The following is a 25,739-nucleotide window of genomic DNA, read 5'->3' on the forward strand; positions in this document are numbered from 1 at the left end:
CCATGACTACGCATTCAATTCCGCAGTCTGTACCCCACACCAATCGGCAAACATTGCTGATCTGTTTTTTAGCCGCATTGGCTGGCCTGCTCTTTGGCCTCGATATGGGCGTGATTGCCGGAGCCCTCCCATTCTTAGCCAAAGAATTCGCCCTTAGCAGCCACCAGCAAGAGATGGTTGTCAGTATCATGATGTTAGGTGCGGCACTCGGCGCACTATGCAGTGGCCCGCTATGTACCCGCATTGGACGTAAAAAAACGCTGCTCATCGGCTCTATTTTATTTGTCGTTGGTTCGATTGGCTGTGCGCTGGCAGGTGATTTGCACATGCTGGTTATTTCACGCTTTTTGCTCGGCGCAGCGGTTGGTGTAGCCTCCTTTGTCGCGCCGCTCTATCTCTCTGAAATCGCGCCAGAACACATCCGAGGTAGCATGATTTCCCTGTATCAGTTAATGATCACCATTGGGATTTTAGCCGCCTTTTTATCCGATACGGCGCTCAGCGCCAGCGGCAACTGGCGTTGGATGCTGGGCGTTATCACCATCCCTGCTCTGATCCTATTTGTCGGCGTGCTTACGCTGCCTGAAAGTCCTCGCTGGCTGATGATGAAAGACAAACATGCGCTGGCGGAAAAAGTTCTGCTATTGCTGCGTTCCACCCACACAGAAGCCCATGCCGAACTCGAAGCCATTCGCCAAAGCGTGCAGATAAAGCAGCGCGGCTGGCAGTTATTCCGCGCCAATAGCCATTTCCGCCGCTCCACCTACTTGGGCATTTTGTTGCAGTTTATGCAGCAGTTCACCGGCATGACCGTGATCATGTATTACGCACCGAAGATCTTCGCCATTGCTGGATTTGCCTCTACCGAGCAGCAAATGTGGGGAACCGTTATTGCTGGACTCACCAACGTGCTCGCCACCTTTATTGCGATTGGCTTGGTGGATCGTTGGGGACGTAAACCGATCCTCAAACTCGGTTTTGGCGTGATGGCGATCTGCATGGCATCAATGGGCTATATGTTCTTTGTCGGTATCACCACCACTACCGAGCAATATACCGCCGTCACGCTATTGCTGATCTTTATCGTCGGCTTCGCCATGAGTGCTGGTCCGTTGATCTGGGTGCTCTGTTCCGAGATCCAACCGTTGGCTGGCCGTGATTTTGGTGTCACCTGCTCCACCATGGCCAACTGGATCGCCAATATGATCATCGGCGCCACTTTTCCTCACTCTCATCGACACCATCGGCAGCGCGGGCACGTTCTGGCTCTATGCCGGACTCAACGTGGTTTGCATCGTGCTTACCCTGCTATTTGTCCCTGAAACTAAAAATATCTCGCTGGAAAACATCGAGAAAAAACTGATGGCTGGCTCACCGCTGAGAAGCATCGGCAGCGCCCTCTAACTCAAGATTATTTTTTAATTCACGATTATTTTTGTTTCGTCGAGGTCACCCATGACAGCTTTGGACATCAGTAATACCTCTGAAAATGAAAAAAGGATCGCCGCGGTATATAACAAAATTACCCGCCGCCTCATTCCCTTCTTGATCCTGTGCTACTTCTTCGCCTATTTGGATCGCGTGAACGTCGGCTTTGCCAAACTGCATATGCAGGATGCACTCAGCTTCAGCGATACCGTATACGGCGTTGGCGCGGGGATCTTCTTTATCGGCTACTTTCTGTTTGAGCTACCGAGTAATCTGCTGATGCAGCGTTTTGGCCCGCGCTTTTGGATCGCGCGGATCATGATCAGTTGGGCCGCTCTCTCTGCGTTGATGATCTTCGTAAAAACACCCACTCAGTTCTACGTGCTTCGCTTCCTACTCGGTGTGGCAGAAGCGGGATTCTTCCCCGGCATCGTGTTTTATCTCACGCTGTGGTTTCCATCGTGGCGATCGGCTCGCACGCTAGGGCTGTTTATTCTCGTCACACCGCTATCCACCATCATTGGCAGCCCGCTGTCTGGTTTTATTCTAAAAGCGTTTGAAGGCGTTGAAGGCCTACATAACTGGCAATGGTTGTTTGTGGTCGAAGCGATCCCCTCGTTCTTGCTGGCATTCGTGGTATTACGTTATCTCGACAACGACGTGAAATCAGCCCGTTGGCTTAGCGATGAGGAAAAGCAGGTCGTCAGCGACGACCTTGAAATCGACCGTCAACGCGGCCTGAAAGCGAATGCAGGCAAACCACCGCAAAGCCTAAAAATGATGTTTCGTAATGGCTATGTTTGGCTGCTGGCGCTGATCTTTTTCAGCTTCAATATTGGCTACTACGGCATCAACTTCTGGCTTCCTTCGATCATTAAAAGTTCTGGCGTGAGTGACGATTTCCATATCGGCTTACTCGCCGCGCTACCTTATGTTTTCGGCGCCATTTTCATGGTGTGGAACAGCCGTCACTCCGATCTGCACTGCGAACGCCGCTGGCACATTGCCATTCCTGCGGTGCTGGGCGCGGTGGGGCTCACGCTCAGCGCATATTGCAGCGGCTCAACCGTATGGATGATGGCGTGGATATGTCTGGCGATGTCCGGCACGTTGGCGCTGATCCCAACCTATATCAGCCTTCCCGGTACGTTGCTGTCTGGCACAGCCGCTGCGGCAGGCATCGCGTTAGTCAATTCGATCGGTAACCTAGCCGGGTTCTTTGGCCCTACGGTTCTTGGCTGGCTCAAAGACAACACCGGCAGCACCAATGCCGGGCTGTATATCCTCGCCGCATTTTTATTGCTGTGCGCCCCCCTGATGTTTTTGTTACCAGCCAAGCTGGTTAATCCCCGCCGTGATGCAGGCAGATCCTGAATGCAAAGCACGGTAGGCGTTGTATCGTTATTGAAAAGAGGCTGTTTATGAGTGGATGTAAAAGCTGTGGCACCTGTGGTGATGGTCATTTTAACCCAGTATTAAGCGGCGACGACGGCGCGCTTAAGCGTGCGCTATACAAATCAATGGGGCATACGGATGAGCAGCTACGTCGTCCGGTCATTGCGGTCGTAAACAGCTATACCAACGCTACGGCTGGTCATGCGGACCTCAATGATCTTACCGCCGAAGTGTTGAAAGGAATTGATGAGGCCGGCGGTGTTGGCATGGTCTTTGGCACTATTGCGCCCTGCGACGGTATCGCCGAAGGGCATTTGGGCATGCGCTACATTCTTGCTGCCCGCGAAGTGATTACCAGCTCCATCGAAGTCATGATGCGCGCCCACCGTTTTGACGGCATGGTGCTGCTCGGCTCCTGTGACAAAATTGTCCCCGCCATGCTCATGGCCGCAGCACGTCTGGATATTCCGGCTATTCTGGTTAACGGTGGCCCAATGTATCCAGCGGAATATCACGGCAAACATTGGGACGGTAATATCGTTACCGAAGCCATTGGCTGGAAAAAACGCGGCGAAATCGACGAAGCAGAGTTCCGACATATCGAAGATATCGCTGAACCCGGCCCCGGTTCCTGCACCATGTATGGCACGGCCAATACGATGTGCAGTATCTCAGAGGTGTTAGGCATGAGCTTGCCTGGCAGCGCTATGCTTCCTGCCATATCTCATGCGCGTCGCGAATGCGCCTACCGCACCGGCCAAGCCGCCGTTGACTTAGTCAAACGCGGCGTCAACGCACGGCAAATTATCACCCCACAGTCAATCCGCAACGCCATGATTTATCTGCTGGCAACCGGCGGTTCAACTAACGCGATCCTGCATTTACAAGCGATTCACTACGAAGGGGAATACGGTCATCTACCGTTGTCAGACTTCGATAAGTTAAGCCATCAGGTTCCGCTCGTTGCGTCGCTCTACCCAGCATCAGAATACGACATGATCGATTTCTGGGAAGCGGGCGGCGTGGCGGCGGTTGAAAAAGAGATCGCGTCGCTGATGGATCTCAACGCACTCACCGTCAATGGGCAAACCAAAGGCGAATGGCTGGCTCAGGTTCCAGTCAGCCATCGTCCTGAAGTCATCCACACATTGGCTATTCCGGTACGCAATGAAGCCGGGGTTGCGGTCTTACACGGCAACCTATCGCCGCTCGGCTGCGTCGTAAAACCGGCCGCCGTGCCTGAACACCTGATGACTTTCACTGGCCCTGCGGTCGTGTTCAACAGCGAACAAGAATCGGTTGATGCCATTCTTTCCGGAGAGATCGCCCCCGGAAGCGTGCTGGTTCTGCGCTATGAAGGGCCAAAGGGGGGGCCGGGTATGCCCGAAATGTATAAGCCTATGAAGTATCTAGAAGGCATGGGGCTTTCTGATAGCTGCGCGCTGATCACCGATGGTCGCTTCTCCGGCTCCAACCGAGGGCTGTTTGTTGGCCATATTTCACCTGAAGCCAGTGACGGTGGCGATCTGGCGCTGGTCGAAAATGGTGATCTCATCACCATCAATATTCCGACCCGCGAACTCATGTTGAACGTTGACCAAGCCACGTTGGCAAAGCGCCGCCAGCATTGGGCGCCGATTGAAAAACAGGTGCCACGCGGATTCCTACGTTTATACCGCCGCTGGGCGCTACCTGCGGCACAAGGCGCCGTGCTTGCAGACCGAGATGAGGAGTAAGCCATCATGTACCAATCAACAGATATCCGTGGCGTAAACCCAATTGCAGCCATGCCGTTCACACCGCAGGGCGAACTAGATTACTCAAGCTTTAGCCGTATGTTGGAACATCTGGCGGCAACCGGTATTCAGGGATTAACCCTATTTGGCATCGCCAGTGAATTTCCTAAGTTGGAGGATGCTGAACGCCTCCAGCTCTCCAATCAGTTTTTGTCCGACCTTCGCGGCAGCGGCGTTTTTCGCGCCATTTCCGTCACCGATCACAGCACAGAGGTTGCCGTAAAGCGCGCTCGCGATTATCAAAAGCGTGGTGCCGACGCACTCATGCTATTGCCGCCATTCTTTCTACAACCAAGCCCAGAGGCGATTTCACATCATATTTTCTCGGTGCTAGAAGCGGTCGATATTCCGGTTATGGTGCAATACGCGCCGGGTGAAACCGGGCTGGCTATCACCCCTGCACAGCTGGCCGAGGTCGCGACTCGCTATCCACACGCGGTGTTTAAAATTGAATGTAATCCACCAGTAGATTACACCCGTGAATTTTTACAACAAGCGCCTCAGGCCAGCGTCCTCAACGGTTATGCAGGGCTTTATATGCTGCAAATGCTTGAGGCAGGAGGCAAAGGCGTGATGCCGGGTTGTTCCTTCAGCGAGGTTTACGTGCAGATTTATCAGCACTGGCAACAAGGAGAAAAAGGCGCTGCACAGGAATTACATCAGCAGCTACTGCCGTGGATCCAGCGCTGGATGACACACTGCGAATACATCATTCAAGTGGAGAAAACGATCCTACAACGCCGAGGGATCATCGCCAGCGATTACTGCCGTCACCCTGGCTGGTCACTGACAGCGCAAGATCGTCTGATGATCGACAGTTTCATTTCAACATTTGCTCTTTAAACTGACGGAGTATTTATGTCTACATCAGCCCAGCAGCCGCGCGTAGTCATCGTGACCGGAGCCAGCCAAGGCATCGGCCACGCTATCGCGCAAACATTTTTGAAAAACGGTGACATCGTTATTGGCTGCGCTTTTTCCCCATTGGAAAAAGCGCCCCATGCCAAAACGCTGTTAGATCACTACCCCGAACATTTTTGCTACTACTCGGTCGATATCACCCGCACCGAAAGCATCAGTGAATTTGTTGCCGCCGTTGAACAACGCTTTGGCCGTCTTGACGTACTGGTTTCCAACGCAGGTAAAAACGTCTTTAAAGGTATTGATTGCGAGCTGGAAGATTGGCACCACAATCTCGATCTTAACCTGCGCTCACATTGGTACATGGCGAAATGCTGCCGTGGGATGTTAGAGAAATCACGGGGCGTTATTTTGGTGATGACCTCAAACCACGCTTTTTCAACCATGCCAGGCTGCGCGCCTTACAATATCACCAAGCGTGCGTTGCTCTCACTGGTACAAAGCCTCACCATTGAATGGGGCTCGGCTATTCGCAGCGTGGGAATTGCACCTGGCTTTATTGATACTGCAGGAAATCAGGTTTGGTTTGACTCACAGGGTGACGGAGAAAAGGCGCGGCAGGAAACTATCGCCAAACATCCCGTTGGCCGTATTGGGACATCTGAAGAAGTGGGCGAACTTTGCCTGTTCTTATCCAGCCCAGCGGCTGGGTTTATCGCGGGCACCACCATCGTGATGGACGGTGGACGTAGCGCTCTGATGCAAGACTGATTAACTGATCATCCAATAAAAAAGGCGCACTACCTTAATCGGTAGGCGCTTTTTTGCTACAGAGCACAACATTGAAAGTCATTGATTCCTAAAAAGTGTTGCTGAGATTTTCAATTTGAAGCATCCAGATAACAACGCTCATTTCTGCATCTCTTTGAATTAAAAATAATTTATATATCTTTACCTTCAAAGTCGCGAGAAAAGCTTCCCAACGACCTACCTCTAGACATAAATTCTTGCAGTGCAAATTGGACAGATATCGAAGGTTTTATAGAATCTGTTGTCCAAGCTACTGACCAAATAAAAGCGAATTAGCTTAACACGCTGAATAGTTTAATTTTTAACCATTGAGAACAATTTCATGAAGAAAACACTGTTAGCCTTATTCGTTCTCTCACCGTTCGCCAGCTTGGCCGCAGCGCCAGCACAGCCGATGATCGGCAACTATCATGCGGTAGGCTATACCACCTGCGGCGGGTTCAAAGTGCTCTCCAGCGCCATCAGTAACGAGAATGTGATGGTGTTGCAAATCACCGATCCTATCAGCAAGGCATCGCAGATTTATTACGGGAATCGTACTGACGACGAGAGCGAGAAAGTGCAGTATGTGCTGTCTAATTACGATGAGAAAACCAAACAGTTCACGCCAGATCCATCGAATACCACCATCAATTTCGGCATCAAAATGGGCCATCCTGGCACACCGGGCAATGACTTATACAATCTGACGATGGCTGGCCAAACCTATATTTGTAAGCAGTTCACCATCTTCAATTCATTAAGCAAAAAATAAAATCGTCTAATTTGAAGACGTAAAAAAGCCATCTGCAAATAGCTGATGGCTTTTTTGTTTTTTTATTTAAATCAAACTGCTACAACTTCTCACCATTGCTCTCAATCACTTGCTTATACCAATCGAAACTCTGTTTTTTCGACCGCTCCTGCGTGCCAGTGCCATCATCATGTTTATCAACATAGATAAAGCCATAGCGCTTACTGTATTGACCGGTTGTGAAAGAAACGCAATCGATGCAGCCCCACGGGGTATATCCCATAAGCTCAACGCCGTCATCGATCACCGCTTTTTTCATCTGCTCAATGTGGGATTTTAAATACGCGATGCGGTAATCATCGTGAATTTGCCCATCGGCGCCGGCTTTGTCGACCGCGCCAAAGCCGTTTTCAACGATAAACAGCGGTTTCTGATAACGCTCATACAATATGTTCAGCGTATAACGCAGGCCTACGGGGTCGATCTGCCATCCCCATTCTGACGCTTTCACATGCGGGTTCGGCACCGATCCCTCAAAGCCGGCCAGCGCCGTACCTGTTCCCGCCGAGTTCGCCTGCACCGCATTACTCATGTAGTAGCTCAGGCCGATATAATCCGCACATCCGTCTAACAAAATCTGCTTATCATCCGGTTGCATTTCAATGTGATACCCTTTGCGCTCCCACTCTTTAAGAATGTATGAAGGGTAATAACCACGCATATGCACATCGCCAAACAGGAAACGCTCACGCATCGCTTCCTGCGCATACATCACATCATCGGGATGGCAGGAGTACGGATAGAGCGGCACCATTGCAATCATGCAGCCGATTTGTAGCGCAGGATTAATATCGTGCCCTAATTTCACCACCTGTGCGCTGGCAACGAACTGGTGATGCAGTACCTGATACATGCACTCTTCAGGGTTAGGCTCATTGGTGTAAATCACCCCTGAACAGCAATAACCAAACAGCGGTGTTTTCCAGTTACGCTGGTTGTTGATCTCGTTGAACGTCATCCAGTATTTCACTTTATGCTGGTAACGTTTAATAACCACTTCGCTAAAGTGAACAAAGAAATCAACGACTTTACGATTTTTCCAACCGCCGTACTCTTTCACCAAATGCCACGGCATTTCGAAATGCGACAGCGTAATCACCGGCTCAATGCCGTATTTCAACAGCTCATCGAACATCTCATCGTAAAACTGTAGCCCCGCTTCATTCGGTTCTACTTCATCCCCATTCGGGAAGATGCGCGACCACGCAATCGAGGTGCGAAAACATTTAAAGCCCATCTCAGCAAACAGCGCGATATCACCTTTGTAGCGATGATAAAAATCGACCGCGTCGTGGTTGGCATAAAGATAACCGTCTTGGATACCGTCGGTGATCACGCGATCGACGCCATGCGATCCGCTGGATAAGACATCAACGATGCTTGGCCCTTTGCCGCCCTGATCCCAGCCGCCTTCAACCTGATGAGCCGCGACCGCGCCGCCCCACAGAAAATCATCCGGTAACCGTTGTTGTTTCATGCTGTTACTCTCTTCTTTAATGAATTTTGTTACGTAATCAAGCGACTTCAGGCTGCGCCGCTGCTTTGGTATCTGTCACTGCTGCTGGAATTTCTTCTTTAAATCCGGCAAACCAGGTGAATACGGCACCGAGGACAAAGGCCACGCTTATCGACAGGACGAAACCAAGGAACTGAGGCAGATGCCCTTCTTTGAAGAACACCGGCAGCACCGCAATCCCAGGGATACAGTAACTCCACGATACCGCATTGAAGGAGCCGGCAATGGCACCGCCGACCGCACCCGCCATGCAGGCACAGACCATCGGACGTTTTAAGCGTAATGCCACGCCATAAATTGCAGGTTCAGTAATCCCGAACAGACCCGTCATCCCCGCAGATAGCGCAACGCGCTTCATCTCGGCATCTTTAGATTTCAGGTAAACGCCCAGAACTGCGCCCGCCATGGCAAACACGGCGGAGGCTTGCAGGCCAGTAAAGGTGTCGTAGCCCAAAGTCGCGTAGTTGCCGACGGTGACAGGAGTAATCCCCCAATGCACGCCCAAGGTAACTAACGGTGTCCACAGCGCGCCAACCACAAAACCAGCTACCGCAGGACTAAGGTGATAAAGCGTGTTGTAAACCCCGCCGATGGCACCGCCAATCATGTTGCCAATCGGGCCAAATACCAGCAGAGTCAGAGGAACAATAATCGCCAGACAGAACATCGGCGTGAACAGATTGCGGATCACCAGCGGCAGAATTCGTTCAAAGAAACGCTGCACATACGACATCATCCACACCATCAAAATGATCGGAATAACCGCCGAGGTGTAGCTCAAATACTCCACAGGCATACCTAAAAACGTCAGTGGATCTGCGCTAAGCGGGATCCCCACAACTTCCGTTAGCACACGGGCGATCTGTGGATTATTTACCGCTTCTTTCATCAGCTCCTGCATCGCCGGATCGGCTGAGTTGACCAGCAGGATCTTGTTGGCTGTCAGCATGCTCATGTAGTCAGGGCAAACCAGCGCACAGGCGGCAATCACGGCAGTAAATGGATTAACGTTAAATTTCTTCGCAGCGGTGTAAGCCACCATCACCGGCAGGAAAGTAAAGCCGGTCCATGAAACGAAGTTCAAGATACGGTACGTTCCGCTGGCAGGATCCATCCAGCCTAAAACGGCAAACAGCGAAATCAGCCCCTGCAAAACACCACATGCCGCCAGCGGGTAGAGGAAAGGCGCAAAAATACTGGAAATGATATCCATCAGACGGCTAACAATGCCGACGTTAGGTGCGCTGACGGCGGCATTTTCATCCACCTGAATCAGCTTTAGCACTTCTCGATAGGCATCACCCACATGGTTCCCAATCACCACCTGTAATTGCCCGCTAGACTCAATAACCGTAATAACGCCTTTAACACGCTTAAGGGTTTCTTTATCTACCTGCGAATTATCTTTTAATACAAATCGTAGACGCGTTGCACAATGTGTGACATTAATCACATTATTATCGCTACCAATTAATTTTACAATTTCCTTGGCCGAGTCCGCATAATTAATTGCCATAGAATGAGTCCTTCTGTAGGAACAGAACCCCCTTTTAATAAACGGAGGGGAATATTTATGATTTATAATTTGGATAGTAGCAAAGAATTAATTAATGTCACGATATAACAAAAAAACGCAAATGTGATTTGTTACGTCAAAGAAACACGCTGTTTTTTATCAGATCAATGTCTCAATTATTAACTAGAAATATTCTTTGCTAATTTCTTTCCTATTGCCTCTAGCATATAAATAACCGGAACCTGAGTGGTGATATTATATTCACTGGCAATCAGGATTTGTGGCATGTGATAGGAAAGATTGAAGTCTGCCATGCGGGCTAAAGAGGAGGTTTCACTGTTGGTAATGCTGATGATTTTACAGTGATGTAGGCTAAACTGGCTCGCCAGTTTTAATATCTCTGGAGTTTCACCAGAAACGGATAAAATAATCGCAATCGCGTTTTTATACATATCCGTACTAATAGGATAATAGGGATCATCAATATAATTACTAAACTTGCCTACGTTAGAGAAAAAACGTGCACCGTATTTCCCTAGCGTGCCGGACGTACCAGCACCAACAAATATTATTCTTTCCGCCTCAGCAATTTGTTCCGCCGTGCGCGTAATAAGTTCTTCAAACTCATCATTATGAATACTTTTAAAGAAGCTCATTATTTCACTCGCTCCGGAGGTCAATAATAATTTCTCTTCTTGCTCAAGATAAAGTTTAAAACGAATACGAAATTCAGAATAGCCACTGCAATTCATTTTTTTGCAAAAGCGTAATATGGTGGTGGTGGAGACATCCGCTTCATCCGCCAACTCGCGGATAGTCATATACATCACCTTATCTTTATTTTTGATGACATAGTTATATACCATCAATTCCAAGCCATTCAGCGTCGATAAGGCGATATGGGTAAACATGCGAGTATCCAGTAACAAGTTATCGTGACAAAGTATCAGAACATCATAGCGATGACAAAGTATCTCAGACCTCAGAGGCGAAGCCCCCCTAAACAAGCTTTATGCCTGAGCACAAAAAATATGCGCGTGCTCAGGCAGATTATCTTTACTCTCCTTGAATGTCTTTCGCTATCGCGGTTTTAAAATCATCCATTGGGCAGAAACCGTTGGCATCAATTTTACAACCATCGATTTGTAAAACCACACGCTGAGCCGGTGATGACAATGATAACGGCGTAGCATTGCGGATTTGATCGGTTGACTGATATACGTATTCAATCTTCATCAAATCACGATTGTCGTTTTTATCATGCCAACGTTGGAAAACAATTTTCCCGCTGATTGGGGTTTTCTCATATTGCTTAGGCAGTTCATATTCGGCCGTTTTCATGGCTGCTAATAAAGACGCAATGTTGGAATCATGCCCCACCAGCACCGCAACCTTCGCTTTATGAGCGTCTGCCGCAAGCGCGTTGTTATCTGGCGTTCCCACCAGCGCTGCGCTGACAAAACGCATCAAAGGTGCCGCCGCATTTTGGGCGACTGCCGACGAGCCAAACAGGGTTTCATGATAAAGATTCTTTATCTCTTCCAATTGCTGCCACTGTTTTTCATCGGTGATTTGTCCCCAAGCCACCTCTTTCAGCGGATATCCTTCGTAATACTGCAGCATAAACCCATCAGATGCGCCGGTTCCTACGCGTAGCGGCCCCGTAATCCCAGGTTCTTTGTCCTGAACGATATTGACCGTATTTGGCTGTTCCGCCAAAGAGCAGGTTTTTTTCTCGGTACAAACTTTCGATTGCCCGTAGTCCATCACCTGCTGAAGTACCGCATAGTTAGGTTTCAAGCGCTCGTTAAGACCGTCAATCCCCCCCTGTCCCGCATGTTGGTTAATCGACTCGATGGCTTTTTGTTTGAACTCATCAGTGACTTTCGCGGTAATTATCGGGTTAAACGTTGGGTCCATGGTGCCAATTTTGGCCTGATGATTCACCTTGAGTGAACACTCGGGAAATGCGCCGCTGACAAAGCTTTTCGCGGTATCAATGGTGCGAGGTAGGCTATTCGCATAAACAAATACGGCACCGTCGGTTGGGCAACCCCCCGCAGGCAAAATGCCGGTTTGGGCAAGCCAATCGCGCATATATTTACCAAAGAGTGTTTCTACTTCAGCCCCTTTCGGCGTCAGCAATCCCCCTTCCGTTTTCCATACTGGCCATTGGTGTGGCGTCGATTCTGCCAAGATATCGCCATATCCCACCAGCGGTGCACGAATACCATGACGGCTAAAAATGAGAACTTGCTCTAGCTGGTAACCCTCAGGCGCGGCGGGAGAAACATCCGCAGACTGAGCCGCCAGCGGAATGAATAACGCCAATGCGCTCAGTGAGAAAAAGCCCTTAGTTATTTTTTTCATTTGCTCGTTTCCTTATACAAATTGAAGGGTTACCGAATGGAATTAACAGGACTTAGTGTAGATAGGTATCTCCGTGATGTTCTTGTCACGCTTCACATAACAGGGCTAATCATGCTCATTGCGCAGAGCGCCATGCAGGATCTCTCTTCCAGAAAAGTCCGGTTGTCCCACATTTTCAATCCGCTATGGTCTGTGCCTATAAGAGAGAACAATGGGAGAGTCAGCATGTATTTACGCCCTGACGAAGTCGCACAGGTACTTGAACGAACTGGGTTTATTAGAGATTACGTGACCGATAAAGCCTATGGTTTTCACAAAGGCGATCACTACGTCTATGTTAACCGTGAGGCCAGAATGGGCCGAACTGCGCTGGTAATCCACCCAGCGCTCGGACAGAAAAGTCTTAAATTTGCGCACCCCGCCGAACCACTACGTAGCAGCGTGGCCTATACGCGTTTCCCTCAGGATCCCCATGCCGTAGAGACCGCGTTCGTTGGTATTCCACATGGTTTTACCTCGCGCGCGCGCCTCAGCCAGTATTTGGAAAAAATGTTCCAATAGCGACAGCGCTGAAAATGGGGCAAAAAAAACCTCTGCCGTGCGGGTGCTAGGCAGAGGCAAACTCTTGCAGCTATAGCGCTGTTTTATACAGGCTTATTATTAAAATTCATGACCACATCACATGGCCGATCAGCGGGGCTAGAACCACGGTCACTACCCCCGCTAACATCATAACTAAACTTGAAACCACGCCTTCGGTCTGCCCTATTTCATAGGCTTTCGCGGTCCCCGCGCCATGCGACGAAGCCCCTAATCCGGCTCCTTTCGCCATACCGCTGCGCACCGCCAACCGTAGGAATAAAATATCGCCAACCGCCATACCGAAAACGCCGGTAATCACCACAAACAGCGCCACTAAATCAGGTTGCCCACCTAGCTGTTTAGCCGCTTCCAACGCAAATGGCGTGGTGATTGAACGCACAGCCAAGCTGCGCTGAACTTCCTCCGGCAACGTTAACAACCGAGCCAACCAAACCGAACTGCTCACCGCAACGACCGTTGCCGTAATCACGCCCGCGCTCAATGACATCCAGTGGCGGCGAATGACCGTCATGTTTTCATAAACTGGCACCGCAAACGCGATGGTGGCTGGGCCCAATAGCCAAAGCAGCCAATGGCTCTCTCCCATGTAGTCCTGATAGGAAACATGTGTTACCACTAAAAACAGCACCAAGATCAGCGGCGTTAAAACCAGCGGCATCATCCAAATGGTGTGAAGGCGACGGTATATTTTCTTATTGGCAAAATAGAGCGCTAACGTCATCAACAGGCACAGCACACTAATACTTAAACTGCTCATGCGCGATCTCGCTTATAGGCCGCAGATTGCTTTTTACGCTGTAGATAAATCTCGAAACGATAAACCCGATCCACTACCAGCGCGGTCAAACCAAGCGTAAGTGTGGTACTCACCGCAATCACGGCAAAAATTCGCCAACCTTCTACCATTAATAGCGAAGCGTAATTCACTACCGCGACCACGGCAGGAACAAAAAACAGCAACATTTCAGCCAATAACCAACGCGACCCTGCCTTTACCCACTTGATAGGCAAAACGCGTAAAACGATCATCGCCAGCAGCATCAGCATACCCACGATATTGGCAGGAAGAGGAAGGTGGAATCTAACCACAGCCCATTGTGCAACCAAAAACAGTGCGGCATACAAAGCAACCTGAACAGGCACCTGTAAGCGGCTTAGGACGAACGGTGCGCGAGAGCGCAACGCCAGAGACATGATAACCTCAGAATGAGCAAAAGTGTGAATGAGCGCACAGTATAGGCAGTAAACAATACCTGCATAAAATGAATTAATATTATTGCCTTTATGCCAAATTGGCATACTTTGTTATTCCATCAACAAAACGCTCTTATGGAGACACCATGGACGTCAGAACGCTGCGCTATTTTGTCGAAGTGGTACGCCAACAAAGCTTTACCCGCGCGGCGGAAAAACTGTTTGTTACCCAGCCAACCATCAGCAAAATGCTGCGCCATCTAGAAGATGAGCTGGGATGTACGCTGCTCATTCGTGAAGGACGCCGTTTACATCTTACCGACAGTGGACAAGCGGTTTATCAACGCGGCCTAGCCATACTGGATCAATTTAGCCAATTAAGAGCAGAGCTAGAAGATATCAGCACGGTGAAACGCGGCCAGCTTAAGTTAGGTATTCCTCCAATGGTCGGTACCCAAATGGCCGGATTGATTAATGAATTCCGCCATAACTATCCGGGAATCGAACTGATTATCTCCGAGTTTGGCGGGCTTACCGTTGAGCAGGCCGTATTATCAGGTGAACTCGATCTCGCCCTGACCGCGCTCTCCGGTGATACCGACGGCGACATCGCGTCGCTGCCGCTGTTCAGCCACCCGCTATGCGTTTTAGTGCCTCGCACCGAAGAGTGGCTATCGCGCACCAGCATTGCTATGCCCGAACTCGCCGAGCAAAACATTCTGATCTACAACGAAGATTTCGCGCTCTACAAACAGCTAATGCAGGCCTTTGCTGCCCATAATGTAACGCCACAAATTGCGGTTCGCAGCGGACAGTGGGACTTTCTCGCCGCCATGGTTCAGGCTGGCGTAGGCATCGCGATTTTGCCAGAACCTATCTGCCAACGACTCGATCCAAAGACCCTACTTTGGCTGCCATTAGAGCCAAAACTGATGTGGGAGCTAGGTTTGATTTGGTGTGAGGGCAGGTACTTGTCGCACAGTGCTCAGGCGTGGATCGCGCGCTGCCGCGAATATTGGCCGAACGGCGAGATGCATCCAGAGTGGATAACGTTGAAGTAATTAGATGACCCCACCCTAACCCTCCCCTTAGCAGGGGAGGGAATCGTTCAGCGTTGATCGAAAGATTCTCGAGCAACTCCTCCCCCTGCGAAGGGGAGGCTGGGAGGGAACCGTTCAGCGTTGATTGAAAGATTCTCGAGCGGCTCCTCCCCCTGCGAAGGGGGAGGTTGGGAGGGGGTTATATTTCGATAAGTGGAAGTAAACCTAAAATACCCTACCCACTCTTCTCCACCAGCAACGCTTCCAGCAAATCAAGGTCGTGCAGCAGCTTCTGCAACGTTTCATTGCTGATTTTTTGTGTGGCACGCAGATGGTAAAGCTCGCCGCGCTCAGCGCGTAGCGCGGTTAAACGGAAGCGACGTTCAAGGTTTTCCACCTTACGCATCTCTTCGGCATTTTCCTTGGTGCTAATGCGCCGACGCAGGCTCCCTATCACTCGCGAGCTCACCTCTGTCAGCAACTGAGGATCGATATTTTCCTCGGTATCAACTTCCAAGCGTTCCTGCATTTTCTTCAGGCTCTCAATCGCGACTTCTGCCGTCACCGATTTGGCCATCGACTCTTCTTCACGATAGGTATTCGTATCGTTGACCTCCATGCCTTTCAGCAGCAATGGTAGCGCAACGACCCCGACGATAAGCGAGAACAAAATCACTCCGGTGGCGATAAACACAAGCTGATATCGGCCAGGGAACGGCGTGCCATCGGTCAAGAACAGCGGGATAGAGAGCACACCGGCTAAGGTAATTGCACCGCGCACACCCGCAAACGACGCAATCCACAGGTCACGCAGGCTGTAGCTGGCGAACTGAAGCGGATTACGTTTGATGAAGCGCAAACTTAAGCGACGCATGCACCATAGCCACAGGAAACGTAATACCAGCAGCACGCCGTACACTAACGCAACGTCAGTGAACAGGAACCATGTCTGGATGGTAGGATCGCGCTCCGCCTGAATAATGGAACTCTCCAAAATCCCCGGCAGTTGCAGCCCCAACATGATAAAGACCATGCCGTTAAACACAAACTCGAGCATTGCCCAAACGCTGTTAGCGCGCAGTCGCATCGTCAATGGTGCATTACGAATCACGCCCGACTGGCTGATGGTCATGCCCGCCGCAACCGCGGCCAAAATACCGGAAACGCCCACGTGTTCAGCAATCAGATAGCTGGCAAACGGCAGCAGCATCAAGAATACGATTTGCGTGGCAGGATCATCGCCCGCCCAGCGGCTCATAAGGCGCAGCGATTTACTGTATAGCCATGTCACGGCAACACCGGCGAGCAGACCACCAATCGCGACTTTAAGGAACTCAAGCGTCGCACCGCCCACGGTGAACACCATCGTGCCCATCGCAACGGCGATAGCAAACTTCAGCGCAACCAGACCAGACGCATCGTTCATCAGGGCTTCGCCTTCCAGCACGCCCATAATGGTTTTTGGAATGCGGCCTTTGCCCACGATCCCACCTAACGCCACGGCGTCAGTTGGCGAGAGCACGGCGGCCAGAGCAAACGCAGCCACCAAAGGAACTTCAGGCAACAGGATGTGCAGGAAATACCCGACGCCAACCACCGTGATGAGCACCAGCACCAGCGCCAGACCTAAGATCTCACGCCCGTGGTGTAAAAATTCTCGCGTTGGCGTTTTCCACCCGTCAGCAAACAGCAGCGGAGGGATAAACAGTACGAGGAAAAGTTCAGGGTCAAAATCGACGTGCAGGCCAAAATGCGGCCATGCCAGCAGAGCCCCGATAGTAATCTGCATCAGCGGCAACGGTATTTGGAACGGCAACATACGCGTTACCACCCCAGATAAAGACACCACTAGGATCAGGATCAGAATAGTAAAGAAGATTTCCATGCTTTCCTTAGTCTCACTACAAAATACAACCGCGTTTTGCTTATAAATACCCTTCCAAACATATCACCTTATGATTTTTGTCCTAAAGGAAAAAGTGTGCAAATAGGCTGAGATTTACCTGAAAGTAACCAATGGTATTATTTCTGTTGAAGATAGCGACCGCAAGCGGTCATCACATAAAAACAAAGAGCGCCCTTAGGCGCTCTTATAAACGTTATCGGTTTTCACGCAGCAAACTTAAATTGCCCAGCCGCCTGCATAAAATGCCACCAAGGCAATCGCAATGATTACCGTGCCCACATTCAGCTTGCGCCACTCATTGGAGAAGATACGCCCAACCACTAAAGTGGTGAAGCCCAGCATAATACCGGTCACGATGTTACAGGTCAGAACGATAAACACCGCGCATACCAAACCAGACATCGCATCAACGAAGTCATTGAAATCCAGCTTGGAAACATTGCTCAGCATCAGCAGGCCAACATACATCAGCGCCGGTGCCGTTGCGTATCCCGGAACCAAATAAGACAGCGGAGACAGGAATAAAATCAGCAGGAACAGCACGCCAACAACGGTAGCCGTGAGTCCGGTTTTACCACCGGCTGCCGTACCCGCCGCAGATTCGATATACACGGCCGCAGGGGAAGCACCCACAAAACTCGAAACAATGCTGCTTACGGAGTCAGCGGTTAACGCCTTGCCACCGCTGATGATTTGGCCGTCTTTATCCAACAGGTTTGCCTGACCAGCCACCGCACGGATCGTACCGGTCGCATCAAAAACTGCCGTCATCACTAACGCCAGCACGCTTGGCAGTACCACTGGCTGCAATGCCCCCATGATATCGAGGCTAAAGATCAGCGATGAACCATCGGCTGCAGACAGGCTTGGCAATGCAAACAGTCCCTGATATTTCACGCTTGGGTCAAAAATCAGCCCGACGATTGAAATACCAATGATCACCAGCAAAATTCCGCCTGGAACTTTTAGCTTTTCCAAGCCGAAGATAATGGCAAGCCCTAGCAAGGACATCATCACAGGGAAAGAAGTGAATGCCCCCAGCGCCACCGGCAGCCCTTCAAGTGGGTTTTTAATCACTAAGCCCACGCCATTTGCGGCAATCAATAGCAGGAATAGCCCAATACCAATCCCCGTTCCGTGAGCAATCCCCATCGGCAGGTTATGTAATATCCACGAACGGATCCCCGTGACCGAAATCAGGGTAAACAGAACGCCCATCAAGAATACAGCGCCTAAAGCCACTGGAATACTGATGTGCTGCCCAAGCACCAAACTAAACGCGGTAAACGCCGTCAGGGAAATCGCACACCCGATGGCCATTGGCAGATTCGCCCACAGCCCCATTAGCAAGGAACCAAAAGCCGCCACTAAACACGTTGCAACGAACACGGCTCCAGGGGGGAATCCCGCCTTACCCAACATGCTCGGCACAACGATAACGGAATACACCATGGCAAGAAAAGTAGTCACCCCCGCCAACACTTCTTGGCGAACGCTGCTGCCACGAGCCGAAATTTTAAAGTAAGCGTCAAGCGAACCGCCCGATTTACCCGCTGACCCTTCTTGAGATGAATTGCTAGACATATTGATGTCCTCTGAGTGTTTTAACATTGCGCATGATGACAATAATGTTGTTCAAGATTGCTAACGCCTGAACCTGCGTTTTTCTTATTACCGTAACTTTGCGATATCCATTTGCGGTATCTATAACTTGCTACGAAACCACAAAGCAAACGATTACCCCATCAAGCACATCAGTCATAAAAATGGGACGGTTATTTAAGGCAAACGATTATCTGGCCTATAAACCGTCATTTCAACTAAAGATATCGACATTTTAGGTGCGTTCGTACACTAATTGTCCATCCACGTAGGTTCTGTAGATCGAACGGTCATCGCCAAGCGTCATCATCACGAATAATTTGTCCATGAGAGTCACAGAGTTATCGTAACGGAGCTGCTGTAACGGCGTTGCCGTTGGCTCTAAAACCACAAAGTCAGCCTCTTTGCCGACATTGAAATTACCGATGATGCCATCAAGCCCTAATGCTTTGGCACCGCCTAGGGTCGCCAGATAAAACGCTTCATAGGCCGACATTCGCCACCCTTGAAGCTGCATCACTTTGTACGCCTCATTCAGCGTTTGCAGCATATTGAAGGTGGTTCCAGCGCCGATATCCGTTCCCATGCCGACTTTAATCTGCTTATGCCACGCTTTTCTCAGGTTGAACAAGCCGCTGCCGAGATACAAATTCGACGTTGGACAAAACGCGATCGACGAGCCGGTGTCGCGCAAACAGTCCCACTCGGGCTCTTCTAAATGTACGCAGTGCGCAAAAACGCTATTTTTACCGGTTAACCCATAGTGATGGTAAACGTCTAAATAGCCCTTCCGCTCTGGATACAGAGCTTTAACCCACTCAATTTCGTCTTTATTTTCACAAAGATGGGTATGTAGATACGTGTCGGGATACTCTTCACGCAGCCGCTGCGCCATTGCCAGCTGTTCTGGCGTTGACGTTGGGGCAAAGCGCGGCGTAATGGCATAGAGCAAACGCCCATTGTGGTGCCAGCGTTCGATCAGCGCCTTGCTTTGGCTATAGCTGGTTTCCGCCGTATCGAGCAAATAATCAGGGGCATTGCGATCCATCATCACTTTGCCCGCAATCATTCGCATATTGATGTTATGCGCGGCCTCAAACAGCGCATCAACCGATTCGGGGTGAACGGTGCCAAATACCAGCGCCGTGGTGGTGCCGTTGCGCAATAGCTGCTTGATAAAGAAAGCTGACATTTCGCGCGCGTATTCAATGTCGTTGTAACGCCGCTCGGCGGGAAACGTGTGTTTATTCAGCCATTCCAGCAACTGTTCACCATAGGCCCCCACCATTTCGCTTTGCGGATAGTGAATATGGGTATCCACAAAACCGGGCACGATCATTTTTCCGCTGTAGTCACGTACGCGGATACCTTCTGGAATGAGATGCTTACCTTCCTGCCATGTGCCAAACCACTCAACTTTCCCACTGCGGAGCAGCATTAAGCCGTCTTCAATAAAACGCAGATGAGATTCAATTTCCTCAGGCTGCTCTACTGTTTTGACGATATCTAAAAAATTACCGCGTATCGCTTTCAAAGAATGTTGTCCAGACATGATGTTTTCTCCATAAACATGTCAGTGTGATGAACGACTACTTCGCTTGAGTAAAATTCTCAGTCACGGGCTTAATCAGTTCTTCCAACTCATCTTCTTGACCACGCTTATTCACTCTAGGGATCAGCAGGTTAAGAATGATGGCGGTTACGCCACCCGCACAGATAGGGTTTTCAAACAGCACATAAATAGAATCAGGAAGAACACGGAAGATTTGCGGATCGTAGGAAACACCCAGCCCAATCCCCAGCGCAGTTGCCACAATCAGGGTTTCACGCCGATCCATACCGCCACACAGAATGATTTTTATCCCGGCGAGGGCAATCATCGAAAACATCAGTGTCATTGCGCCGCCTAAAATAGGCGCGGGGATAGTGGTAAAGAAACGCCCAATAACCGGAAACAGCCCAAGGATCACCAATATCGCCGCGATGTATTTCCCCACGTGACGAGAGGCCACGCCGGTCATTTGGATCACGCCGTTGTTTTGCGCAAACGTGGTCAGCGGCAGGGAGCCCAATGCACAGGCAATCACCGAAACCAAACCATCTGCCAGCACACCACCGGATAATCGTCGGTCGTATTCCTCACCCACGATTGGGCGTTCGGAAATAATCGCCGTTGCGGTGATGCTGCCCACCGCTTCCAAAATGCTTAAAAGATAGATGGTAGCGGCAACCAAAAAGGCATGAAAATCAAACGAGAAACCATATTTAAACGGCTGAGGAATGGTGATAATCGGCAGATCTTTTAGAGGCGAGAAATCAACAATACCCATAAATAACGCACAGACATATCCCACGATTAAGCCAATGGCGATCCCCCCCATCCGCAACAGCGCGTTCTGGCAGCAGTTGAAGCCAATCACCACGCACAGCACCAGAAATCCCAGACCGAGATTTTGATAGCTGCCAAAGGAGCCATCGCCTTTGGCGGGCAAACCTCCGCCAAAATCAATAATGCCGACTTTGATCAGGCTAAGACCAATCATCAGAACCACAACGCCGCTCACGGTGGGCGTGATCACGCGTTTGAGATAAGGAAGAACCTGTGACGAGGCAACAACCAGAAACGCGCCGACAAAAGCCACACCGAGTAGAGCGGAGATAATCGCCTGTTCGTCGAGCCCGTCTTTTTTCATCGAACCACCCAGCGCAATCATGACGGTCACGAACGAAAAATTGACCGACTGAATGGAGAGTAACCCTGAGCCAACGCGACCAAATCGATTTACCTGGATGAACGTACCAATCCCCGAGGCAATCATCGCCATAGAAACTAAATAGGCGGTGATCTCTGAAGATAGCCCTAGTGCAGTGCCGACAATCAGCGCAGGAGCAACCATGGGGACGAAAATGGCGAGAAGATGCGTCACAGCGCCGATCAACATTTCATGCAACGGCGGTTTATCATCAAGATGGTAAATAAGCTCTGAATCCCCAGAATATAAGGACTCATTTTTAACGGTTTTATCTGCAACTTGCTGTACATCAGACATTTTCTACTCCAGTGAGAAATTGAATATCTGATTCAATAAATGCGGGAAAAACCATGCAGAAACCCTGCCCAGATTAAAGTGAATCCAGACTTAAGCTCATGCTTAGTTAACTATTGAATCGTAGAGGCGCGGGAATGCTCTCCCCGCGCCTTATTACGCTTACGCCTCGAGTTTGTTCAGTCCTCGGAGGATTTTTTCCGGTGTAAAGTGCCACTCGCGTAGCCAAACACCGCAGGCGTCGTGAATCGCCGTCGCTATTGCAGGCGCTGCGCCGTTGACACCGATTTCAGAAATGGATTTGGCGCCGAATGGGCCAACCCTATCGTCGCTGGGCACCAGAAATGCGCGGAAATCTCGTGGGATATCACCAATTTTGGGTGCCCCGTAGGTCTGTAGATCGCGCGTTATTGGGCTACCGTTTTCATCGTAAAACAGCTTTTCTGTCAGGCTGTGTCCGATGGCACGCATAGAGGCGCCATAGATTTGCCCTAACGCCAGTTCTGGATTAACCGGCGTACCGCAGTCGAGCAATGCATAGAACTTATCGAGCCGAATCTCACCGGTTCGCACATTGACCGCAACCTCGGCAAAGTTCGCGCCAAACGGGAAAGCAAAATCAGGCGTGATATAACACGCGGTAGCAACCAGCGTACCAAAGCCCGTCCCCGTTTCCGCTTTATGTGCAATCTCAGCAAAGCTCACTTCGCCCTGTTTACCCCGCACGATGCTTGGGTGGACGATCACCACGTCGTCGATAGGTTCACCCAACATCTGGGCTCCGTGGAAACGGATTTTTTCTTTCAGATTTTCAGCCGCTTTCTTGGCAGCGTTGCCGGAGAAACACGTACCTGAGGACGCATAAGCCCCCTTATCAAAGAGCGCATGATCGGTGTCACCCGAAATAACATGCACATCAGCCAGTGAACAACACAACACTTCTGCGGTAAGTTTAGTGACAACCGTATCCAATCCCGTACCGATGTCTGCGCCGCCAGAATGAACGATAATCGTGCCGTCAGATTCCAGCTTCACCATGCAGTTTGCTTGGTCGATATCTGGAATGCCGGATTTCTGCATGATAATCGCCACGCCTTGCCCAATTCGCCAATCTCCCTGTGGTGCCTTATTGGCTCCCCAATTCATCAGCTCACGTCCTTTACGCAAAATCGGTTCTAACGCACAGCTCGCTGCGGTGGGTACCGACGTTGGCATTTTACCTTCGCCAATCGCGCCCAGTATTTTCAGCTCTTGCCCTTCGATGACGCGGTTGAGTTCAATCATATCCAGCAGATCGATATCGAGCTGTTCAGCTAACTCGGCCAGCGCCATGGTTAGCGCAAAGTTTCCTTTCGGCGCACCGTAGCCTTGGTAAGCACCGGTTGGGCAGATATTGCTGTAGTACGTCGTCACTTGGAAATTGACGTTGTCGCAAGGATAGAGGGGCAATGAAAGCGCGGGACCATTGCTGGGAACCGTTAACGAATGGTTGCCATAAGGGCCAGTGTTGGCACGGAAATCCATATCAATGGCGGTAAGCTTCCCTTCTTTCGTTGCCCCAATTTTCACCTTCACTTTGGCAACGTGTCGCGTGGTGTTACTGATAAATTCTTCTTCGCGAGTGTAATGGAAATAGACTGGGCGCCCCGTCACACAGGTTGCCCATGCACAGACTTCCTCTAACAGAATGTCCTGCTTAGAGCCAAATCCACCACCCACACGCTCTTTGATAACGTGGACTTTATTTTGCTTCAGCCCAACCAAGCGTGCTACCTGACGACGAACATGCCACGGTACCTGCGTAGATGCGTGGATCACCAACCGTTCACCGTCCATATAGGTGAAACAGACATGAGTTTCCGTCGGGCACTGCTGAGCTTGGGTCGATTCATACGTGCGTTCAATCACGACATCCGCCTGAGCGAATCCCTTTTCAACATCCCCAATACGGCCGTGAACGCCAGCGGCAATATTGCTATGTGGTTTTGCACCAATCGGGAAGTTGATAATCATGTGCTCGCCCCGCGTCGCCGAGCCCCGATTCTGCACCTCAAGGTCAGCCGGTGCGCCGTTCACATAAACAATAGGTTCATCATGAACAAGCGGAGCACCGTCGGCCATTGCCTCATCAATCGACATGACCGGTTTCAATACTTCAAAACTGACGTCTATCAACGCTAATGCCGCCAACGCAATCTCTTCGCTTTCAGCCACGACCGCAGCCACACGATCGCCCACATGGCGCATCTTCTTACCAAACATACGGCGATCGAGCGGAGAAGGCTCAGGCGCGCTTTGTCCACCCGGCGTGTAATAAATATCAGGGCAGTTTAAATGCGTAATCACATGTACTACGCCCGGCAATGCTTCCGCCTTGCTCACATCTAAATGCGTAATCAGCGCGTGCGGATGCGGGCTGCGCAGCATCTTGATAATGCAGGCATTGGCAGGGACGCGATCTTCAACATAGCAAGGTTTAGCCTGCACCATTTTGGCAGAATCGACCTTTGGGCACAGCTTGCCCACCACCTGTAAATCATCGCGAAACTCCGGCGCGATCTCCTGCTGGCAGAAAGGATCGGCCATACGAGCCTGGGCTAATTCAACCACCTGATAAAACTGCTGATAGCCCGCATCGCGGCTAAATAATCCCGATAATGCATCATCGATCTGAGCTCGCGTTGGCGACGGAATGCGCTCAAGCAACTCGGTAAGGATTAACGCTGCGGCAGGATCGTTATAGCCTGATTGCACAATCCCCACATCCACCATAGCCTGTTGTACTGGGCTAAGTTGATTCCACGTGCCCAGTGATTCTGCGGTGCGTACCACAGATCCCTCAAGTTGGGCTGCGATCAACAGTGAAGCGTTAACCACCACACCGTCGAAAATAATGGCGTCTGAACCCGCAAATCCAAACCCATCGTCACTGTTACGTACAGAATGCAGGCCTAGATTAAACAAGACCTTCTGCACGTTATCCCCCGCCTCACATGACAACGTGCAAGGGGTACCATTTAGCGTAAAGCGAATATTCATATCACTTTTCCTCACTCATCTGCTGACAGTCAGCCAACAGTTCTGCAACGACAACACCCGCGATATAGCGTTTGTATGCTTCGCTGCCTCCGATATCAGCACGTGGGGAAATGGCATCGCTCACGGCCTTCTCTAGTTCGTCATCACTTAGGCCACGAGACTCCACGTCACGCAGTCGTATTGCTCGTTCAGACACACCATCTAGCGCAATTTTCATTTCACCATGGGAGCCGGTTGCTACCGCCGCGGTTATCACGGCCAAGCCTGCCGCAGAGCGTGCGATCTTACGCGTTGAACAGTTTTGGTATGGATCGGGGAGGATCACCTCTAGCAGAAGATCGTCACGATCGTTATCCAGATACTCTTCTAGATTGAGCGTTTCACCTGTAGCCGTTACCACCTGCGCATCAAGCACTAACAGCACGGGAAGTAGAACGCGCTCTTTCTGCTTGGCGACAATTTCGCCTGCTAAAGTGGCCTGATTACGGAGATGGCGAGAGTAGATAAACCCCAGAGCATGACGCAGCGCGTCGGGGATCAGCGGGGTATCAATCAGCCGCTGTAGCGTTGCCTGAGAACCAATGTGTAGTTTTCCCTGCTGCAAACTCACCTTATCAAGTCCGAGCTTTGATAAAGCGATACCAAACTTCTTTGTCGTTTTGGTCGGCGTCGCATTTAACTTGCTACCTCCGCCAAAATAGACCGCCTCATCCTGAAACTGGCGCTTGAGTTCAAGTGCCTGCTTAACGGATTCTGGCCAGAAAAATTGCTCAATCATTTTTCATCCTCTTGTTATTTGCCCCTAGAAGGACAAACCGCCCCT

General features: G+C 50.4%; 19 protein-coding genes and 1 pseudogene. 8 read left to right on the plus strand and 12 right to left on the minus strand.

The window, feature by feature from the left end:
* The first annotated feature begins 2 nt into the window (after positions 1–2).
* The 6 genes and pseudogenes from U0008_RS19370 to U0008_RS19395 all read left to right on the plus strand — a co-directional run bounded on the left by U0008_RS19370 (position 3) and on the right by U0008_RS19395 (position 7,044).
* Positions 3–1,404: pseudogene (locus tag U0008_RS19370) on the plus strand (sugar porter family MFS transporter).
* Between the two features lie 51 nt (positions 1,405–1,455).
* A complete protein-coding gene (locus U0008_RS19375; RefSeq protein ID WP_043488925.1) occupies positions 1,456–2,802 on the plus strand; it encodes an MFS transporter in 1,347 nt (448 codons plus the stop codon).
* 47 nt (positions 2,803–2,849) lie between these two features.
* On the plus strand, positions 2,850–4,559 hold the full coding sequence (ilvD, locus tag U0008_RS19380) for a dihydroxy-acid dehydratase (RefSeq protein ID WP_043488922.1): 1,710 nt from the start codon (positions 2,850–2,852) through the stop codon (positions 4,557–4,559).
* Between the two features lie 6 nt (positions 4,560–4,565).
* Positions 4,566–5,462 (plus strand): dihydrodipicolinate synthase family protein, encoded by an 897-nt coding sequence (locus U0008_RS19385; protein ID WP_043488920.1) that lies wholly within the window; start codon positions 4,566–4,568, stop codon positions 5,460–5,462.
* Positions 5,463–5,477: 15 nt separating this feature from the next.
* A complete protein-coding gene (locus U0008_RS19390) occupies positions 5,478–6,251 on the plus strand; it encodes an SDR family NAD(P)-dependent oxidoreductase (protein WP_043488919.1) in 774 nt (257 codons plus the stop codon).
* 361 nt (positions 6,252–6,612) lie between these two features.
* Positions 6,613–7,044, plus strand: coding sequence for a hypothetical protein (locus U0008_RS19395; RefSeq protein WP_043488917.1), 432 nt, complete (start codon positions 6,613–6,615; stop codon positions 7,042–7,044).
* A gap of 79 nt (positions 7,045–7,123) precedes the next feature.
* On the opposite strand, the gene U0008_RS19400 is transcribed toward U0008_RS19395, so the two are convergent.
* The 4 genes from U0008_RS19400 to agp form a co-directional block, all read right to left on the minus strand.
* Complete coding sequence (locus tag U0008_RS19400) at positions 7,124–8,560, minus strand: 6-phospho-beta-glucosidase (protein WP_043488914.1); 1,437 nt, start codon at positions 8,558–8,560, stop codon at positions 7,124–7,126.
* Between the two features lie 37 nt (positions 8,561–8,597).
* Positions 8,598–10,115 (minus strand): PTS transporter subunit EIIC, encoded by a 1,518-nt coding sequence (locus U0008_RS19405; RefSeq protein WP_025798493.1) that lies wholly within the window; start codon positions 10,113–10,115, stop codon positions 8,598–8,600.
* A 179-nt stretch (positions 10,116–10,294) separates the two neighbouring features.
* Positions 10,295–11,026: a MurR/RpiR family transcriptional regulator gene (locus tag U0008_RS19410; protein ID WP_025798495.1), complete on the minus strand. Its 732-nt coding sequence runs from the start codon at positions 11,024–11,026 to the stop codon at positions 10,295–10,297.
* A 145-nt stretch (positions 11,027–11,171) separates the two neighbouring features.
* Positions 11,172–12,485 carry a bifunctional glucose-1-phosphatase/inositol phosphatase gene (agp, locus tag U0008_RS19415; protein ID WP_043488911.1) on the minus strand — a complete coding sequence of 438 codons (1,314 nt, stop codon included), beginning with the start codon at positions 12,483–12,485 and terminating at the stop codon, positions 11,172–11,174.
* A 225-nt stretch (positions 12,486–12,710) separates the two neighbouring features.
* Here agp and U0008_RS19420 point away from each other — a divergent pair, with 225 nt between their 5' ends.
* Positions 12,711–13,046: a DUF2002 family protein gene (locus U0008_RS19420; RefSeq protein ID WP_043488909.1), complete on the plus strand. Its 336-nt coding sequence runs from the start codon at positions 12,711–12,713 to the stop codon at positions 13,044–13,046.
* A gap of 106 nt (positions 13,047–13,152) precedes the next feature.
* Here U0008_RS19420 and U0008_RS19425 read toward each other — a convergent pair whose 3' ends face one another.
* Both U0008_RS19425 and U0008_RS19430 read right to left on the minus strand, forming a co-directional pair.
* A complete protein-coding gene (locus U0008_RS19425) occupies positions 13,153–13,845 on the minus strand; it encodes an LrgB family protein (RefSeq protein WP_043488906.1) in 693 nt (230 codons plus the stop codon).
* Positions 13,842–14,282 (minus strand): CidA/LrgA family protein, encoded by a 441-nt coding sequence (locus U0008_RS19430; protein WP_040045637.1) that lies wholly within the window; start codon positions 14,280–14,282, stop codon positions 13,842–13,844. The genes U0008_RS19425 and U0008_RS19430 overlap by 4 nt, the downstream gene beginning before the upstream one ends.
* A gap of 146 nt (positions 14,283–14,428) precedes the next feature.
* Between U0008_RS19430 and U0008_RS19435 the strand changes: the two genes are divergently transcribed.
* Positions 14,429–15,343, plus strand: a complete 915-nt coding sequence (locus U0008_RS19435) for a LysR family transcriptional regulator (RefSeq protein ID WP_025798504.1) — start codon at positions 14,429–14,431, stop codon at positions 15,341–15,343.
* A gap of 214 nt (positions 15,344–15,557) precedes the next feature.
* On the opposite strand, the gene U0008_RS19440 is transcribed toward U0008_RS19435, so the two are convergent.
* The 6 genes from U0008_RS19440 to ygfM form a co-directional block, all read right to left on the minus strand.
* The gene (locus U0008_RS19440) at positions 15,558–17,207 is read right to left on the minus strand and encodes a Na+/H+ antiporter (RefSeq protein ID WP_043488897.1); all 1,650 of its coding nucleotides are present in this window, start codon (positions 17,205–17,207) and stop codon (positions 15,558–15,560) included.
* Between the two features lie 237 nt (positions 17,208–17,444).
* A complete protein-coding gene (locus tag U0008_RS19445) occupies positions 17,445–18,812 on the minus strand; it encodes an NCS2 family permease (RefSeq protein WP_025798509.1) in 1,368 nt (455 codons plus the stop codon).
* 253 nt (positions 18,813–19,065) lie between these two features.
* Positions 19,066–20,382 carry a guanine deaminase gene (guaD, locus tag U0008_RS19450; RefSeq protein ID WP_043488893.1) on the minus strand — a complete coding sequence of 439 codons (1,317 nt, stop codon included), beginning with the start codon at positions 20,380–20,382 and terminating at the stop codon, positions 19,066–19,068.
* A gap of 37 nt (positions 20,383–20,419) precedes the next feature.
* Positions 20,420–21,880 carry a nucleobase:cation symporter-2 family protein gene (locus tag U0008_RS19455; RefSeq protein ID WP_043488890.1) on the minus strand — a complete coding sequence of 487 codons (1,461 nt, stop codon included), beginning with the start codon at positions 21,878–21,880 and terminating at the stop codon, positions 20,420–20,422.
* Between the two features lie 159 nt (positions 21,881–22,039).
* The gene (locus U0008_RS19460; protein ID WP_043488888.1) at positions 22,040–24,916 is read right to left on the minus strand and encodes a molybdopterin-dependent oxidoreductase Mo/Fe-S-binding subunit; all 2,877 of its coding nucleotides are present in this window, start codon (positions 24,914–24,916) and stop codon (positions 22,040–22,042) included.
* A 1-nt stretch (position 24,917) separates the two neighbouring features.
* Positions 24,918–25,694: a molybdopterin-dependent oxidoreductase FAD-binding subunit gene (gene ygfM / locus U0008_RS19465; RefSeq protein ID WP_043488886.1), complete on the minus strand. Its 777-nt coding sequence runs from the start codon at positions 25,692–25,694 to the stop codon at positions 24,918–24,920.
* Between the last annotated feature and the right edge of the window lie 45 nt (positions 25,695–25,739).

Source organism: Hafnia alvei (genome assembly GCF_034424155.1).
GTDB classification, from domain to species: Bacteria; Pseudomonadota; Gammaproteobacteria; order Enterobacterales; family Enterobacteriaceae; genus Hafnia; species Hafnia alvei.